At 42.5% G+C, this 14,494-nt stretch carries 23 protein-coding genes and 1 tRNA gene; 1 reads left to right on the top strand and 23 read right to left on the bottom strand.

Features of this window, described 5'->3' with window-relative positions:
- Nucleotides 1-12: 12 nt before the first annotated feature.
- The 10 genes from BQ7344_RS04850 to BQ7344_RS04895 all read right to left on the bottom strand — a co-directional run bounded on the left by BQ7344_RS04850 (nt 13) and on the right by BQ7344_RS04895 (nt 5,346).
- On the bottom strand, nt 13-519 hold the full coding sequence (locus tag BQ7344_RS04850) for a hypothetical protein (protein WP_072521656.1): 507 nt from the start codon (nt 517-519) through the stop codon (nt 13-15).
- 2 nt (nt 520-521) lie between these two features.
- Nucleotides 522-959: a hypothetical protein gene (locus tag BQ7344_RS04855; protein ID WP_072521657.1), complete on the bottom strand. Its 438-nt coding sequence runs from the start codon at nt 957-959 to the stop codon at nt 522-524.
- Between the two features lie 3 nt (nt 960-962).
- Nucleotides 963-1,394: a minor capsid protein gene (locus BQ7344_RS04860; protein WP_072521658.1), complete on the bottom strand. Its 432-nt coding sequence runs from the start codon at nt 1,392-1,394 to the stop codon at nt 963-965.
- 4 nt (nt 1,395-1,398) lie between these two features.
- Nucleotides 1,399-1,815 (bottom strand): DUF6751 family protein, encoded by a 417-nt coding sequence (locus tag BQ7344_RS04865; RefSeq protein ID WP_072521659.1) that lies wholly within the window; start codon nt 1,813-1,815, stop codon nt 1,399-1,401.
- Between the two features lie 2 nt (nt 1,816-1,817).
- Nucleotides 1,818-2,207 carry a head-tail connector protein gene (locus BQ7344_RS04870; protein WP_072521660.1) on the bottom strand — a complete coding sequence of 130 codons (390 nt, stop codon included), beginning with the start codon at nt 2,205-2,207 and terminating at the stop codon, nt 1,818-1,820.
- A gap of 15 nt (nt 2,208-2,222) precedes the next feature.
- Complete coding sequence (locus BQ7344_RS04875) at nt 2,223-3,419, bottom strand: phage major capsid protein (protein ID WP_072521661.1); 1,197 nt, start codon at nt 3,417-3,419, stop codon at nt 2,223-2,225.
- A gap of 3 nt (nt 3,420-3,422) precedes the next feature.
- Nucleotides 3,423-3,959, bottom strand: coding sequence for a phage scaffolding protein (locus BQ7344_RS04880; protein ID WP_072521662.1), 537 nt, complete (start codon nt 3,957-3,959; stop codon nt 3,423-3,425).
- Nucleotides 3,960-4,279: 320 nt separating this feature from the next.
- Complete coding sequence (locus tag BQ7344_RS16645) at nt 4,280-4,408, bottom strand: hypothetical protein (RefSeq protein ID WP_255367438.1); 129 nt, start codon at nt 4,406-4,408, stop codon at nt 4,280-4,282.
- A gap of 31 nt (nt 4,409-4,439) precedes the next feature.
- Complete coding sequence (locus BQ7344_RS04890; protein WP_072521663.1) at nt 4,440-4,826, bottom strand: beta-sandwich lipoprotein; 387 nt, start codon at nt 4,824-4,826, stop codon at nt 4,440-4,442.
- Between the two features lie 4 nt (nt 4,827-4,830).
- Nucleotides 4,831-5,346: a DUF2829 domain-containing protein gene (locus BQ7344_RS04895; RefSeq protein WP_072521664.1), complete on the bottom strand. Its 516-nt coding sequence runs from the start codon at nt 5,344-5,346 to the stop codon at nt 4,831-4,833.
- 123 nt (nt 5,347-5,469) lie between these two features.
- On the opposite strand from BQ7344_RS04895, the gene BQ7344_RS04900 reads away from it, so the two are divergent.
- On the top strand, nt 5,470-5,838 hold the full coding sequence (locus BQ7344_RS04900; RefSeq protein WP_143143537.1) for a hypothetical protein: 369 nt from the start codon (nt 5,470-5,472) through the stop codon (nt 5,836-5,838).
- A gap of 117 nt (nt 5,839-5,955) precedes the next feature.
- Here the strand turns inward: BQ7344_RS04900 and BQ7344_RS16140 are convergent, their stop codons facing one another.
- From BQ7344_RS16140 to BQ7344_RS04955, 13 genes are all read right to left on the bottom strand, one after another.
- The gene (locus tag BQ7344_RS16140) at nt 5,956-6,120 is read right to left on the bottom strand and encodes a hypothetical protein (RefSeq protein ID WP_159431355.1); all 165 of its coding nucleotides are present in this window, start codon (nt 6,118-6,120) and stop codon (nt 5,956-5,958) included.
- 4 nt (nt 6,121-6,124) lie between these two features.
- Nucleotides 6,125-7,795 (bottom strand): phage minor capsid protein, encoded by a 1,671-nt coding sequence (locus BQ7344_RS04905; RefSeq protein WP_072521666.1) that lies wholly within the window; start codon nt 7,793-7,795, stop codon nt 6,125-6,127.
- A complete protein-coding gene (locus tag BQ7344_RS04910) occupies nt 7,792-9,159 on the bottom strand; it encodes a phage portal protein (protein ID WP_072521667.1) in 1,368 nt (455 codons plus the stop codon). Before BQ7344_RS04910 ends, BQ7344_RS04905 begins: the two co-directional genes overlap by 4 nt.
- Before the next feature lie 5 nt (nt 9,160-9,164).
- Nucleotides 9,165-10,544: a terminase gene (locus BQ7344_RS04915; protein WP_072521668.1), complete on the bottom strand. Its 1,380-nt coding sequence runs from the start codon at nt 10,542-10,544 to the stop codon at nt 9,165-9,167.
- Complete coding sequence (locus tag BQ7344_RS04920) at nt 10,528-11,394, bottom strand: terminase small subunit (RefSeq protein WP_235816043.1); 867 nt, start codon at nt 11,392-11,394, stop codon at nt 10,528-10,530. The genes BQ7344_RS04915 and BQ7344_RS04920 overlap by 17 nt, the downstream gene beginning before the upstream one ends.
- Before the next feature lie 219 nt (nt 11,395-11,613).
- Nucleotides 11,614-12,015, bottom strand: coding sequence for a type II toxin-antitoxin system HicB family antitoxin (locus BQ7344_RS04925; RefSeq protein ID WP_072521669.1), 402 nt, complete (start codon nt 12,013-12,015; stop codon nt 11,614-11,616).
- A gap of 61 nt (nt 12,016-12,076) precedes the next feature.
- Nucleotides 12,077-12,256, bottom strand: a complete 180-nt coding sequence (locus tag BQ7344_RS04930; protein ID WP_072521670.1) for a type II toxin-antitoxin system HicA family toxin — start codon at nt 12,254-12,256, stop codon at nt 12,077-12,079.
- 207 nt (nt 12,257-12,463) lie between these two features.
- Nucleotides 12,464-12,537: transfer RNA gene (locus BQ7344_RS04935), tRNA-OTHER, on the bottom strand.
- Nucleotides 12,538-12,709: 172 nt separating this feature from the next.
- The gene (locus tag BQ7344_RS04940) at nt 12,710-13,132 is read right to left on the bottom strand and encodes an RNA polymerase subunit sigma-70 (protein ID WP_072521671.1); all 423 of its coding nucleotides are present in this window, start codon (nt 13,130-13,132) and stop codon (nt 12,710-12,712) included.
- A gap of 4 nt (nt 13,133-13,136) precedes the next feature.
- Nucleotides 13,137-13,325 (bottom strand): hypothetical protein, encoded by a 189-nt coding sequence (locus tag BQ7344_RS04945; protein WP_072521672.1) that lies wholly within the window; start codon nt 13,323-13,325, stop codon nt 13,137-13,139.
- Between the two features lie 106 nt (nt 13,326-13,431).
- Nucleotides 13,432-13,707 carry a hypothetical protein gene (locus tag BQ7344_RS04950; RefSeq protein ID WP_072521673.1) on the bottom strand — a complete coding sequence of 92 codons (276 nt, stop codon included), beginning with the start codon at nt 13,705-13,707 and terminating at the stop codon, nt 13,432-13,434.
- Nucleotides 13,694-13,837: a hypothetical protein gene (locus BQ7344_RS16145; RefSeq protein WP_159431356.1), complete on the bottom strand. Its 144-nt coding sequence runs from the start codon at nt 13,835-13,837 to the stop codon at nt 13,694-13,696. The genes BQ7344_RS04950 and BQ7344_RS16145 overlap by 14 nt, the downstream gene beginning before the upstream one ends.
- Nucleotides 13,838-13,951: 114 nt before the next feature.
- Nucleotides 13,952-14,440, bottom strand: coding sequence for a hypothetical protein (locus tag BQ7344_RS04955; protein ID WP_235816044.1), 489 nt, complete (start codon nt 14,438-14,440; stop codon nt 13,952-13,954).
- Nucleotides 14,441-14,494 lie beyond the last annotated feature (54 nt).

Raw genomic sequence — 14,494 nt, forward strand, 5'->3', positions numbered from 1 at the left:
CCCCTCTTTCTTTTACGCTGTAATCTCTCCTTCTGTAAATACCGGTTTTTTAGATTTGAGAGATTCATTGGTTACATAGCCTTTGATGCGGTCGCCATCCTCATGGATGTTGAATGGGAAGTTGACCCCTTCTGAATCACCACCATAGGATTGTGGTTTCACAAGTACTTCCTGTGCATATGCAAGATGTTTTGTTGCTTCTGTGTCTTCCACGATAACCTCAAGCATAACCGTTTTGCATGCATCGCCTTTTAATCTATCCATTGCAATTTCACGGATATGTGGATAAATTTTCATAGATGGATCTGCGTAATACGGATCCGCGCTGATTGACGGCTCGTATCCTTTATCACTTATCTTGTTTTTTCCAAGAATATTTTTTTTCGAAGACACATCCGGATTCAGGTCGACAGACATGTCTTCTATATCTTCTCCGACAATTTCCCACTCTGCTTTCGTCGGATCTTTTTTCCATGACGAATCCAGGAAATGAGCTAATGCTTCTCTTGTCAATTTCATAATCATTTCTTCCTTTCTTTGTAAATCACTCTTGCCTGTATCATGTAACGTGCCATTGTCCCGTCCTGGTTAACCCCTGACAGGTTTGGCATATTCTGAAGGCATTCCATCTTTTCAACTGTGCAGTTTCCCCCGAAATCCGGATAATTCCGTTTTTCATCCTGCTCATCCATCCAGTCCATGAATGCCTGTGCAAAATTCATTGCTTCCAGATTCAGATCGTCGCATCCTGTAGAATAGGACTTCACAATAATGATCGTGAATCCGTATTCTTTCTGTACATCACCGGTAACATACCTCTTTCTGACCTTATCTGAATAATTCGTGATCAGCGAAATGCTGTCTTCCGATTCTGGAGAAAAGTTGAAACTTAATATATTTCCGGCCAGTTCTTCCACTTTAGGTTCAAAATATATTTTTATTGCCTCGTGCTTTGCCATTCTTTACCTCCGTTTCAGGTATTCTTCATAAGATTTTGCCAGATCTTCTTTTCTCGCGGTCATCATAGCTTTGTCCCAGTGGTCTGTTGCCAGCGGATGCCGGAACGTACTGTATTCCAGTTTTTTACCTGTCGGTGTCTTATGAGGAGGCGAGAAAAATCCCACAACTTCTCCGCCGTCTGAAATAGGATAGTTTGGACCGTACAGCTCGCCTTCATACTGATAGTGAGCATATGGGCTGTTGTAAGTCACATGTCCAACATCTTCCTCTGCGCTGATCGTAATATCCTGCGCAAGCACGAGGTTGTCTGCCGGCACATACGGATCCATCAGTCTCGCCGCCGTAGTTGCCAAAAAAAGCATTCCCTGCCGCCCGCCAGTCATTTCTTTTGTAATCTGATTGCCAGGCTTATTCCAGTTAAATTTCACTTTCACAGCATCAGCCTCCCAAACGGTAATGTTTTGCAATTGGAAATTTTGTATTGTCCGAGAAAGCGGTTACTTTGAACGCTTCCGGTTTGTACCGGTTTAGCACCTGTGAGAACGTCTGCCCGGATTCTCCAGTGATCTCTTCCGGGCATTCTCCGTAGATCACGATGTCTCCCTGAGACGCTGTAAAATGTCCCTCTGGATCGGCTTTATATTCCGCATATGGCAGATACCGGTCATCCTCTGGGATTCGCACTACATAGGAGTTCTGTACACTTGCCTGCGTTCCGCTAAATCCGGTATTAATGACAGACTTCCAAAAACAATTATGGAGCACTGTTTTTTTCCAGTGCTCCTTTTTATCTTTACTGTCTGCTGCCTGGATCCGGTTGTATAAAGTAATGGTATGAACATAATTTTGATTCATGCTCACACCCCCTGATACAAAAGTCCGGTATCTCCCAGGTATCTGTGTATGATCTCTTTTGTTTTTCTTGCTTTTCCTTCTTCCGTGAAGATTGACTGCAACAAGTCAAAAGTCCCGGATTCTCCGTCATTGGAATAGGACTGTAAAACACCACCCTGTTCTGCTGCCTGTTGTGTGCTCTTATTTGCCTGATACAGGAGTTCCAAAAGCTCACAGGTACAATCTTTCACATCATCTGTGATAAGCCCGAAATCGGAAGTCAGACGGCTGAATGTGTACTGGTTTAGTACACGCTCAGCCTGTTTCTCCCAGAATTGAAAATCCTCTTCCTGGATTTTAGGTTTTCGTCCCATCAGGTAAGTAGTTTCGTAATAACCGTATGATGCGTACATTCGACCACCCCCTTATCAGGCGCGTTCTACAAGCGTAATATCTTTTGTTACCGCTGCTTTTGCTACAGTGAACGTTTCTGTCACAGGGATATATCCTTTCTTGGTAATCTTCGCTGTGTATGTACCTTCACGCAGATTAAATTCTGCTTTTCCGTTGTCACCGGTCACAAGGATAGCTCCATCTACATTGATACGTACTCCCTCATAAACCGTCGGACTGGATTCCTTGCCATCTGTTACTGTAAATGTAACTTTCTGGGTAACAAGAGGGGTGCCTGGTTCAAGATATGCAAATGCACATCCGGTACGGTCTTCGTTCATTCTGGTCGCCGGATTTGGAAGAGCCCAGCCCATGCGGAATACAATGCGAAGTGCTGTCATATCCTGCTGTGCCAGGTTATAGACGATTTCCTTTGTAGTCGGATCCTGAATAACACCCTGATCCAGGATCTTGACAGTTACATCCTGACGAATGGAATACACTGCCTGACTAAAATCACCAACCACAAGCTGTGCAATTTCAGGATAGAATCCGCCATTTTCCGGGAATGTAATCGGCGCGCCATCCAGGGTATATCTTGCTACATCCTGCATATTGCTTTTGAAAATCGGCTGGCCTGTGGTGTCTCGAAGTCCACGGAGTTTTGCCTTGAAATTCATCGGTGCGATAGCTCCGGAAACTCCATAACCATCTTCTTCTACTTTCGCAAACACACCATTCTCGCCAAGAATCAGATCGTAATAATCTTTTCCTGCTGTCGGAGAAACATTATTTCCTGCCTGTCTTGCCAGAGTAACAAGATCTGCCTGCCATTCTCTCGGGCGGTTATCTCCAAAAATAACTGCTGCATCTACTTTCTGACCAATTGCCTCCATAACACGTGGAGTGATCTCTCCAAAGATATCGAACTCTGCATCAGAAAGTACTGCATCTGGGATCGGTACGATAACCGCCAGCTCTCCAGCATTCAGATATACATTGTCCCACGCCTGTCTGGTGGTCTGTTTCATACCGGTATCACCATCTACCCAGTAGGCAGTCGGTAAGAAATCCAGTACACGGATTCTTGTCTGATTGGATGTCATGTTGGGAAGTTTTCTTGCCATTCCCATAAATACAGAATTTTTCGGTGCATCCTGAAAGATACTGGATACGACCTGTTCACGGATAATTGCCTCTGCATCCGCTCTGTTTGTAATATTTACTGGCATTCTTTACTCTCCTTTTCCGAGTAGGCTTCTGAGTGCTTCATTTGCCTGCTCTTTTTTAGTCTGTGCTTCATTGTTGATTCCTGTGGTCGAAGAAACTACACGAGGAATCGTAGTTGCCTGTTGAAACAGATAATCATTATCCTTCTTTAAGGCTGTGATTGCTGCTTCAATGTCCTGTGTCTGATTCTTAGATGTTTTTAAAGTATCCACATCCAAAAGAGCCATGATTGCTTTTTCATTCCGTCCAGAAGCTTTCCGGATAGCTTCTTTCACTGATGCATCAAAGGCATAATCGGACTTGATCTTCTCGATCTCTGCGTCCTTGCCCTGAAGCTGCTTTGTCAGATCGGATACCTTTGTCTGCAGCCCGGCTGCATCAATCCCCTCCATAGCTTTTAATGAAGCCTGCGCCGTATCCAGCTGAGTCTTATAGGAATCCCTTTCTGCTTTCAAAGGATTCACTTCTTTCCCATACTCTGACATAACAAACTCAACCTGTTCTGCTGTCAATCCCTGTGCTGTTAAATCTTCTCTTTTCATTTTTTCTTTTCCTTTCTTTTACTCTTGATTTACGTGTGTGAGCCACGGATTACCGACTGTTTTACGTCTGATCAGCTGACGAAAACACAAAAATAACACCCAGATTTCTCTGCGTGCTGGTCTGCTGTTTCACGGACAGCTCCGAGATATTTAGGATTGTCTCCTTCCTAGACTTTTTTCATAAGTCTTCAGAAAGATATCCGGCTTGCAGGGATACAGCTCCCCGTTTACACCCTGGATGATGTAATCCCCCAGCTTGGCATGCATCCTGCCTTCCGGTGTCTGGATTGTACAGCCGTATACAGGTATATGTCCGTCATTTAGGCTCCGGTCAATCCAGACCTTTCATCTGCCACAGCCTGGGTGAACCATGGTGGGGCTTCATATTCCGGATCGTCCGTCAGCTGGAAAACTTCCACAACTAAGGGTTTCTTTCGGTACCTCATCATTCTCACCTCCCTCCATTGCGCCGGCGCAAAATCAGTCATCGTGGGTTGCTTTAAATCCAAATTCCGGAAGGAAATTGATTTCGTAATGATATTTGTCCACAGATGCTCCGGAAATGTCTTCAACTACATACATCGTATAATCATTCAAGTACACATAATCTTTCTGATACTTGTTCTCTGCTGTCTCAATGATCACTTCCAGTTCATTTGCATCATTGTTTTTCAGTGCGAATGTTCCTGTCAGTTCCAGAAGAATAGTATCTGTCCTTGCGTTCAGGACCGTAAGCTTTCTGGTTACATTGAAGTTATCTGCTTCTTTGGAAATGTTGTAACTTACCTGATTTGCTTCTGTGCATCCGGTCACTGTGATACAGATCAGAAGTACCAGTACAATTACTGCTACAATTTTCTTTTTCATGCTCTTATTCCTCCGCAAATTTCCAATCTTCCGCAAGCATGTCTGCCTGGGATGCAAACCATCCCATCTGTACACCAGATGTTCCAACAAAAGCAATGGCCATATTGCCAATGGCTTCATGTTCGCAATTTACAAGTTTTCCGTCTGCTGCCCTGTAAGAAATCCCAGTTGCAAGCTGGATATACCGTTTCTTACCGTTCCAGCCTTCACGAGCTACTTTCATGCCACGTTTCAGATACTTGATAGCCTCTCCAAAACTAAATGTTGCCTTTCCTCCCAGAACCGGACAATTTTTCTCATCTGCTACAACCCATTCGTCAGAGAGCAGATTCATAGTTGTGTATTCCACACTCTGTGTCTCACGAATGTCGAGCAATTCTCCTTTTTCGCCATTATCCTGTGGGCGGCACTGAATCATAATCGTTTCTTTTTCTGCGTCCCAATACCAATATCCGCCCCATGACGGAAGTTTCACTTTTGCTCCCTGTTTCATAAGTTTTAATGCTTCTGAAAATTTCATATTTTTTCTTCCTCTCTTTCTTAAAAAAGTGTATAAAAATACCAGAGCATAAGCTCCGGCAAGTAAACCATCTAAATATTTCTAAAATACTCCTGCTCTGTTATACTGAGTTCAGGAGGTGATATGATGCTCGATAAAACATCAAAAAAAGTTCTACAGTACATTTTGAATTGTCCAAACTGTACTTTTTCTGTCAATAAAGAATTTCCGGATTTTTTATCTCGTGATGCAATGCTTGCGTGCATTGATTATCTCGAAGAAAAAGGCTATGTAACTACGCGCCGAGTTTCTGGAAATATACTGCTTTCTGCTACTCTTACTCACACCGGCAGACATCAGAAAGAGTTTAATTCTATTAGCATCAAACGATATCTGCTGGACAAATGGGTAGATATTTTAGCTCTTATTATCTCAATTCTGGCATTTTTAGGTGCCTACCGTCATGAAATCAGTGCAGTATTACAGCTATTAACGAAAGCACTGATAAAATAAGGGATATCCTTGAAATCAGCAAAAAATCAGACCATTTATCCCATACTTTTTCTTTTCTCATTGAAAATGCTCCTTTCTGAGTATAAAAATACCACCGGCCATTTCTGACTGGTGGTATTAGTCCATGTTTAATCTTGTCCCACAATTATCGCATCGGAAACATTTTGTTGTTTTGCAATCGCCTACAGGGATCATTACTCCCTTTTTGCAATGGTTGCACATTACTTCTTCACCATTTCTCATTTTTTTAATTCTTTGAAACAATTCCTCTACTTCGTTCATATAGCTACCTCCATTTATAATCCGGATAATCCCTCTTCACTGATTTAATTATATCACGCAGCTCTTCACCGGTCAATTTGTCAACACCTTTTCGGTGCTTTATTTCCTGTGCCCTACAAACGCATTCAGACCATTGGTTTCCGCCAATATCATATCTGTGATGCGTAACTTCATGTACAAGAGTTTTTGCCGTCTTTTGGACTGTAGCAGTTTTAGTTGCATAGATATAAATATTATCTTTGATTTGCATTCCAAATGTATTTTCGGGCGTGTCAACTTTGTAACACATTTTGATTTTCAGTTCTGGATGTTCTGAAATGTACTTTACAGTCTCTCGTCCAACATTAGACTTATTCAGATTGTTCATCAGCCTTCTTGTAGTAATAACATCTTTTTGTCCATTGTTAAACTCAGTAAAATGTTCTGAAAACCTCGATTTATGTGCTTGCCTTTCCTGTTCTGCTATTTTCTCCTGTGTTATTTGTTCTGCCTTTGCGTTTTCAGCTTTTGTCGGCATAAACCTGCCTCTCAGGCCATCCTGCATAATGCGTTGTTTCTGTTCCGGAAGCTTCATTTTCTCAGAAAAATCTTTATAAGTCTGCATCTGTCCCCGATACTTTGCTTTTGCGAGAATGATATCTTCCGGATCTGCGTCGCCTTCCTGAAGAAGTTTTATCTTCTGGCGCTGCGCACGCATATTGCGTTCCATCTTCCGTTGCTGTTGCAGTGCTTCATATGTGGTGTACTGCTTTCCGTTGTATTCTTTCGGTGTGTTCTCCTCTTTTAGCATCCGTGTAAGCTGTTCGTCTGTATAAGTTCTTATTGATCCCGGAGGAAATGGTTTATAGTCATGGTAACAGTTAATTCCCTTCAGTCCTGTTATTTCTCCGAGTCCACATACTGTGATTAACTGCTGCATCGTCCATACGCGTCCCTGCCACGGCTGATGTGTAGGTCTCGCTCCAACGTGATAACTGACTTCATACTGATCTGTATTGAGATCTGCAGCCACCTGTTCATTAATCTTTCCCTGCACCTGCCTGAATCCAGTGAGGACTGCCCTTCTGACTGCCACATTTACTCTATCCCGGTGTCCCGAATCATATTCTATGTACCGGATGCCCGATCTTGTCATCTCCGTAATCGTCCGGTTCAGAACTGCATTATAGTCAAACGCTCCAGACTGGATATCCATCACTGCATTGTCCAATGTGGATCTATAATAATCCAATAACGGAGATGACCTTATCTTTCCGGTTGCCGGATTCTTGATTGCAAAGCCCATAGAGCCGGTTATATTTTGATACTCACTCATCAGCTGCTGCTTTGTTGTTTCTATCAAGCTCTGCAAAAACGTGTTCTGGTCAAATGGTATCTGTTGAAAGTCCGCTATACGGTATGCCCGAGCATGTCCGTAATATTCTTTATACGTTTCGTCCGAAAAGATGCGGTCCATCTCTTTGTCTGATGCTTCCAACGCTTTCTGAATCCATGCTGTAACCTCCTCTTTCGCCATTCCAAGCTGTTGTAATCTGCTGATCTGCCAGTCTGCAGTAGCTGTAGACACTCCGTTTTCTTTTATTCGCCGAACAATGTCAGACATGATCCTCACTTCCAGCTCAGAAAAGATATTTTCCGTTTTGACTGTCAGCTTTTCAATTTCTCCCTGTGTCATTCAATCACCGTGTTATCTTCCACCTGTTGAACTGCTGCCTTTGCCTGTTCCTCGGTTTCCCCGTACCACTTCTTCCGATATTCCCAAAGCGGCATTACTCCCATGGAAACGTCCTGTCTGTCTGACTGTCGTTCAGATTCCACATCTGTCACAATAGAATCATCCCAGTCGAAGGAAGTCTGATATGTTCCAGACGGGCACAAATGGTAGATATCGCACCAGAATGCAATTGCATCTACTAAATCCTCCAGGGCATGTTGCAACGCCGTCTGGCAGCTCTGTACAAAAGAATAGGACCGTTGTTTGCTTGCCTTTATCTCTTCCGCAGTCTTATCCGTGTTATTCGGATCCGAAATCGTTCCATAAGCCAGATTGCATTCAAATTCAATCATCCTCATTAGATGGTTCCACCCATTGAAATACGATTCATCTCTGATGTCTGGCGAAAAGATATCCATGAGAGGCTTGTCAACAGCACCGGCATTATATTCAACTGCCCGGTACAGTCTCTTTTTGCCAGCTGGGTAGATCGGTTCGCCCGTGCTCTGATTTGTTCCCAGTAAGCTTCGTGCAATATGAACTGCAGATTCTTTGCTTCCATATTCCCAGTTGATTTGAGAATATCTTCTGTCAGCTTCCTGTATATGTTCCACAGCTCGTGAAAACACTGATGCTCCAAGCGGACTTTCTGAATCCTGGTTGTTTCCAAGTGGTACTCTGAAATATCCAAACGGTAGCTTTTCCACCCCGGAAAATGTTATTTCCTGTGCGAGATCCGACCATTTCGGCACCGAATTAACCGGTATCTCTGTTCCGATCATTCCATCTGTTCTGGAAACAAAAGCTTTATTACGAATATTTAGAAGTCCATCTTTTAATGTATGTACTTCTATTCTGCTGTATATTTCATTATTCCGACGGAACTGATCCAAAAACGCGCATCTTGTGATTGTTTCGGTATCAAATTCTAACGGAAAGAAATTGTCTGCCTGTATGTACTGGATAGAAATACCATTCATAGTTACGTAAGGCTTAAAGATCAGGCCGCCTTTTGCATCTGCATATTCAGCCTGAATCCTTAGTTTTTCAATTACTTTCTGATACACCCTATCAATGTATGAGGCTTTCGCGCTTCCGGATACCTCGCTTTTTACTTCCAGTACAGTCAATCGTGCAATCTCGCCTGCCACTGCTGCTGCAACTCCCGCGCTCTGTGTATTTTCGTTGAGCCATGGTGCTTTGTCTTTATATAGTGCAGACCACATTTCAATATGTTCTGCTGTTCTCCCACTCATTGCATAATCAATCTGCTCATCCTTGTCCAGGATTTTACGCAATGCCTGATACATATTTGTATAATTCATATTAATCACCCGTACCTGATGAGCTGACTGATCAGCCGCTCAAACGTATATTCATAACTATCTAGTGAGTCAATGTCACTGGTTCCATCATCGAGTCTTACATTCTTTGTCAGTTCTTTCGGATCCCAGACTGCTGTGCACAGTGCTGTTACAAGGCTATCGCACTCACCGTCCATATAAGCGAAACGGCCTTGTGCCATAAGGATTGAAGTTGCGTTAATACGATCGTTAATTTCCGTTTTTAACGCATTTTCCACTCTTATCCATCCAAGGCCATTTTTTCTAAGACTACTACGTATTCCTGCGATCAAAGTCTGCTCTGCACTATCTGCATAAACTACAGTCACATATCCGTACCGGCCTAGTATCTTCTGTACAAAATTACAGAACATCTTTCCCAACATATCCGGATCTATCTCCAAAGGATTGCCATTCTCATCTTTACAGTTGATCCACTCAGATGCCAAAGGCACAACCATCTGAAATCCCCTCGTAATTGCTGTGGCAGTAAAAGAATGTCCTGATCCAGAACCACCGAAGTCAATGCCGAGATTGATCTCCATGATATCTTTTGGTTTCTCTTTTAATGCAAAGCCAAATTTCTTGGTACTGATATCATCTGCAAATCTGCGAAAAATCAGACCATTTGCCACAACACGCATTCCTTTGATGTCGCGCATATACCAGATAGAGTTGACATCATATCTGCTTTCTATTTCTTTCAGACGTTCCGAGGTGATGTTAATGTTGTCATAGATAGTACAGTGCATGTAATTATAGCCGCCAGGGAAGTTCCCTTCTTCCTGCTGCCGCTGGTATCTGTCAATGTATTCTGAGTAAATAGCAGCTCTCGGATTATCCGGGTTAAGATCCCAGAATACTTTCAAGTGCTTAGCTGCCAGTTGTCGGTTAAATGCTTCTTTGATGGTATTGTCGTGGTGAAGATTGATCTCGGTAGCAATCCACATGCCATAAGAGTTACCACGGATTTTCTTGTAACTGTCCTCTTTAGCTCCTCCGGCAAAGATCACAATCTTCTGTTTGTTGTGCGTTGCTGGCCCTTTGATGAATAGTGCTTCATTGTCCTTGTATTTTCCCCAATGGCTCTGACCGCGGAATATCCATTCAAGTCCCATTCCATTGCAATCACCAATGTTCATTTTTGCGTTCGCCATCGTAGACCCTGTTGCAAGGTGGATCTTGTCTGGTGTAGTCTTTAACTCATGCGCAAAAGCAAATACATTATCAACTGTCTTACCAGCTCGAACTGCGCCTTCTGCCACGTTATAGGAACACTCCTTGCATCTGCGGATATATTCCTTATGTTTCTCAGAAAAGCGATATAAAATAGTTTTCTTTTTGGTAAATCTATTCGCTGCTGCCATAGATCTCGCCCTCTATGTCATCCAAATTTTCAATCTCCTGATTGTTTCCGGTAATTTTGTCCGTCTGTGCTCTCATCTGTGCAATCCGGGCGCGCTGTTCCTCTGTTCCCATGTCCATATGGTCAGATAGCCACTGTAAAGCTTTCATCCGATCGGCAAGTTTAATGCTTGATCCGTTCTTTCCATGCTTTACCTCAGCTATGATAGTTCCGTCCACTTCTGTCGAATCCTTGAAGTGGATTATATTTACAGTTTCCATGAGTGTCTTCTTTTTTCCTGTCTTTGGATCTTGTACCTGTACAGGTCCGTACATAGCCATCACGGGAACTTTCTCCGTTCCGAATTTCACGTAATCTGTAATATCGGAAAATGCAATATCCATGTATTTTTGGAAGATATCTGCTTCAGAAAGAAATTCTCTGTTAAGACGATTTTGCTTTAAGCGAATGATTTCTTCTTTTACCTTGTCATTTCTCAGCATCCTGCTGCCATTCTGCATTGCGTTTTCGTAGCTACATCCATATGCTTTTTGATATGCTTTTGTCGCGTTAAAACAGCGTGTGTAATATATGCAAAAAAGCCGCTGTTTATCGTTCAGATCCGGATTTTCTATCACGGACTCAACTTCGTCTTCAGCAGTCTTTTTCTTTTCAGATTTTTGTGTGCACACTTTTTCATTTTTTGTGTGCACACTTTTTTTGTCATCTTTCGACCATTTGTATCTGGTTTTCCAGGACTTTACTGTATTTATTGTTACACCGTATTTCTCGGCAATTTCTTTATATTTCATTCCCTTGCAGTAATCTACATATGCGAGATCACTATTGGGGGCTCTTACCTTTTCATTCAACCCTCACCACCTCTCATTCATTTCGTTTTTGATAATTGTTAAAATACAGTCCTGCCAGTACCATACACGACAGCCGATTGCTACCGTGACGAAAGGAGGTGCTAACACATACAGTGAGTCCATGCCTAAAGTATGTATGCGCTGGTGCTGTGCACGCTGTACGAAAATTGGCATTAGAAAAGCACCCCGAAGGGTGCCTCTCTTGTTTCAATATGTTTTTTACGCTTTCTGTGTTTTTGCTAAAATAGCCTCCTGTAATACCTGCGAAAAATTAATCTTTCTTTTTTCGGCAAAAGTATTTAACCATGCCGGAATAGTTACATTTTTTCTCACTGCTTTTTCACCATACTGCTCTGCATATTTGTCCATATCAAGCAATACGATATTTACCTGCCCGTTTTCACGTGGTTTTACATCTGCATATGCAGATGCTTTAGGAATCTCATTACCTTCTTCTAACTCGTCAAGTACCCATCCGCTTGCCGCATCAATGGCCATTTCAAAAGCCTCTTCAAGGTCATTCCCCTCCGTGACGCATCCGGGTAGATCTGGAAATTCTACAGTGTAGCCTCCTGATCCGTCTGAAAACGGATAAAAGACCGCCGGATAAATAAGTTTCATTGTTGCTCCTCCTCTTCTCATTTAGGATCATGTTAAGATATATTATTAGCGCGGCTGGATTTTATATTCCAGCCTGACGCTTAATTGATTTTACTGTATCCATATGTATATCACCGCCATGTTCGGGTATCGTTACCTTCCCTGGCTTAGTCGGATGTTTGTATTGATGGTGCGAACCCTTCTGAGCTACTTGATACCATCCATCCGCCAGTAAAATCTTTTCGAGTTCTCTGAACCGCATCTTAACAGTGCTCCTTTCTGTTGTTCTATGTTTATATTATAATACGCACTATGCGCACTGTCAAGTTTTTTATACGCATTATACACATTTTATAAAAAGGTGTCCGAATTGGACACCTGAATATTCAAAAGCGGAACTGCTGCCAGCTCCGCTTCTTTAAGGAGATACTATTATGAAAACCTGCATTCACGCGCTTCCCTCACGTGATCGGAACAGATGGGCTTGAACCACCGACACGAGTGCTGAAATGCCTCTGCTCTACGCTGCTGAGCTATGTTCCGGTATGCTTTTCGGACCAGCCTCTAGTCATCAGGATAAGCAATAACCTTTTCCCTCAGGGATAATTGGTACTCATATGGGAAAGTACGTATGGAACGCATTGGTTATCTCCAATTCGTTCAGGATATACTATAGCATCTTTCATCGTGACATGTGTGACATTCGTGACAAACTTTAATTTTTTTCGAAAAATCTTTGAAATTCTTTCTTCAAACCTGTCTCTGTTGTCTTCCGTCCCATCCGATCTGCTACCTGCTGCCACGTCATATCCTCGAAGATCTTATACTTGATGATACGCTGCATCCGGAAGGGGATTGATATCATCCATACTTCCACCTGCAGTTTCAGTTCTTCGGCTTTCGCTTTCTTCTTTCTCAGGATCTCTTTCTTTGCCCTGAGCCTGCTGTCATCTGCATAAGAGTATGTCGTTCCCTGTACCTTGAAATGCTGTGGGTTATAGGGAAATTCTGGATTACTTCCAGATACTGTCTCATTTGCAGTGATACTCTTTTTGTCTTCCAGCTTCCTGATCTCTGCCTCTGTCTCTTTGATCACCTCACATGCATCTATGTATTCTTCCAGAATTCTCTTATCCACGATGTCAGCCTCCCCGTTTCCATTCCTTTTTTGTTTTCTTATCTCTGATCCCTGTTATCTCCAGACCTAAAAGACCAGCAGTATTGTTCAGGACTGTAAAAGCATTATAAATATGCGTTGGCATGTGTCCTGCTGCCTTGATGGCCTTTCCCTGCGTTGGATCCGGATAACCTTCATGGTTCTTGTATGTCATCACTATTCACCTTCATCCTTTACACACATGTCCCAATACCTGCATGTCATACAGCAATGTCTGCATTGTTTCTTTCGTGACTTAAATATCCAGTGTATCAAACGTTTCATCCTGTTCCACCGCCTTCCGCGATTTTGATTGCCTCTTCTAATTTTATCACTTCTTCTACATGTTCTCCGTTTTGCGGATTAGAATAAAATTCTTTGCTTGTAGCGACCATAAAAGCGTTCTCTTTAAGTTGTTCTACAATCCTATCTGTATCGAATACTGTCGGCTGTTCGTCAATGACTTCGCAAAATAAACATGCTGGAAAACTCTCCCTTCCCATATTCAATGTTGCCTGAATAGATTCGATTAATAAATCAGCATCAATCAGTTTCATATTCCTCACACTCCTCCGCATATTCATAACGGTCCATCATGTCGCACCGGTTATCGCAACCTTCCTGTCTCTCACAGTGGATACAGCACTCTGTTTTTCCGTCCGGGCATTCGATTTTGCAATATCCCATATTCAGTCCTCCTTAAAACTAGGCCACACCGTCATATTATCTACTTCACAATCACAGTTATTGTAATTAATGTCTTTTGGCGCTTGTACTTTAGTGATTTCTTTAGCTTTTTCCTCAATGTCCGCTTCTCAGCATGCAAAATAACAGCTCTATCATCGATTTCTTCCGTAATCCATAATGACACGGCATCACGACTGCAAGTTTCCACTTCTTGTCTGTATTAATCGGAGTAGGTGATTCAAATTCATCTGCTGCCGTTGTATATTCCGGGACCGCGACCATCACTCCGACGTGTGTAGCTGATTCTGGAAAGTTCTCGTGTATATGTTTCCAGAACTTCCCGTTCCGCATGTCTTCCAGAAGTTCTTTATAGCACTGCATCGTAGTTACTATGTAATTCTTTTCACCAAGAAAATTCAGCCCGTTCCCACTATAGAAGTCTTCTTTACAGCTTTTAATTTCATAGCAAACGAAAATCCCCTTTTCTATTTCTGATACAGAACATTGATTTGCCGGAATGAACTGCATGTAATCTACTCTTTTGGGCTTTCCTTTTGCCGCCCATGGATCAATGCTCACTTCTTTCGCCCAGTATTTCCCCATGCCGGAGAAATACTGTCTTTCTAAAAGTTCGCATAACATCTTTGTCGTCTCTCT

The sequence above is a fragment of the Blautia sp. Marseille-P3087 genome, assembly GCF_900120195.1.
GTDB lineage: Bacteria > Bacillota > Clostridia > Lachnospirales > Lachnospiraceae > Blautia_A.

Excerpts from the sequence above, each read along its gene's own strand:
- BQ7344_RS04850 (WP_072521656.1), bottom strand. The coding sequence starts at position 519 with ATGAAATTGACAAGAGAAGCATTAGCTCATTTCCTGGATTCGTCATGG.
- BQ7344_RS04855 (WP_072521657.1), bottom strand. The coding sequence starts at position 959 with ATGGCAAAGCACGAGGCAATAAAAATATATTTTGAACCTAAAGTGGAA.
- BQ7344_RS04865 (WP_072521659.1), bottom strand. The coding sequence starts at position 1,815 with ATGAATCAAAATTATGTTCATACCATTACTTTATACAACCGGATCCAG.
- BQ7344_RS04870 (WP_072521660.1), bottom strand. The coding sequence starts at position 2,207 with ATGTACGCATCATACGGTTATTACGAAACTACTTACCTGATGGGACGA.
- BQ7344_RS04875 (WP_072521661.1), bottom strand. The coding sequence starts at position 3,419 with ATGCCAGTAAATATTACAAACAGAGCGGATGCAGAGGCAATTATCCGT.
- BQ7344_RS04880 (WP_072521662.1), bottom strand. The coding sequence starts at position 3,959 with ATGAAAAGAGAAGATTTAACAGCACAGGGATTGACAGCAGAACAGGTT.
- BQ7344_RS16645 (WP_255367438.1), bottom strand. The coding sequence starts at position 4,408 with ATGATGAGGTACCGAAAGAAACCCTTAGTTGTGGAAGTTTTCCAGCTG.
- BQ7344_RS04890 (WP_072521663.1), bottom strand. The coding sequence starts at position 4,826 with ATGAAAAAGAAAATTGTAGCAGTAATTGTACTGGTACTTCTGATCTGT.
- BQ7344_RS04895 (WP_072521664.1), bottom strand. The coding sequence starts at position 5,346 with ATGAAATTTTCAGAAGCATTAAAACTTATGAAACAGGGAGCAAAAGTG.
- BQ7344_RS04900 (WP_143143537.1), top strand. The coding sequence starts at position 5,470 with ATGATGCTCGATAAAACATCAAAAAAAGTTCTACAGTACATTTTGAAT.
- BQ7344_RS16140 (WP_159431355.1), bottom strand. The coding sequence starts at position 6,120 with ATGAACGAAGTAGAGGAATTGTTTCAAAGAATTAAAAAAATGAGAAAT.
- BQ7344_RS04905 (WP_072521666.1), bottom strand. The coding sequence starts at position 7,795 with ATGACACAGGGAGAAATTGAAAAGCTGACAGTCAAAACGGAAAATATC.
- BQ7344_RS04910 (WP_072521667.1), bottom strand. The coding sequence starts at position 9,159 with ATGAATTATACAAATATGTATCAGGCATTGCGTAAAATCCTGGACAAG.
- BQ7344_RS04915 (WP_072521668.1), bottom strand. The coding sequence starts at position 10,544 with ATGGCAGCAGCGAATAGATTTACCAAAAAGAAAACTATTTTATATCGC.
- BQ7344_RS04925 (WP_072521669.1), bottom strand. The coding sequence starts at position 12,015 with ATGAAACTTATTTATCCGGCGGTCTTTTATCCGTTTTCAGACGGATCA.
- BQ7344_RS04930 (WP_072521670.1), bottom strand. The coding sequence starts at position 12,256 with ATGCGGTTCAGAGAACTCGAAAAGATTTTACTGGCGGATGGATGGTAT.
- BQ7344_RS04945 (WP_072521672.1), bottom strand. The coding sequence starts at position 13,325 with ATGACATACAAGAACCATGAAGGTTATCCGGATCCAACGCAGGGAAAG.
- BQ7344_RS04950 (WP_072521673.1), bottom strand. The coding sequence starts at position 13,707 with ATGAAACTGATTGATGCTGATTTATTAATCGAATCTATTCAGGCAACA.
- BQ7344_RS16145 (WP_159431356.1), bottom strand. The coding sequence starts at position 13,837 with ATGGGATATTGCAAAATCGAATGCCCGGACGGAAAAACAGAGTGCTGT.
- BQ7344_RS04955 (WP_235816044.1), bottom strand. The coding sequence starts at position 14,440 with ATGGGGAAATACTGGGCGAAAGAAGTGAGCATTGATCCATGGGCGGCA.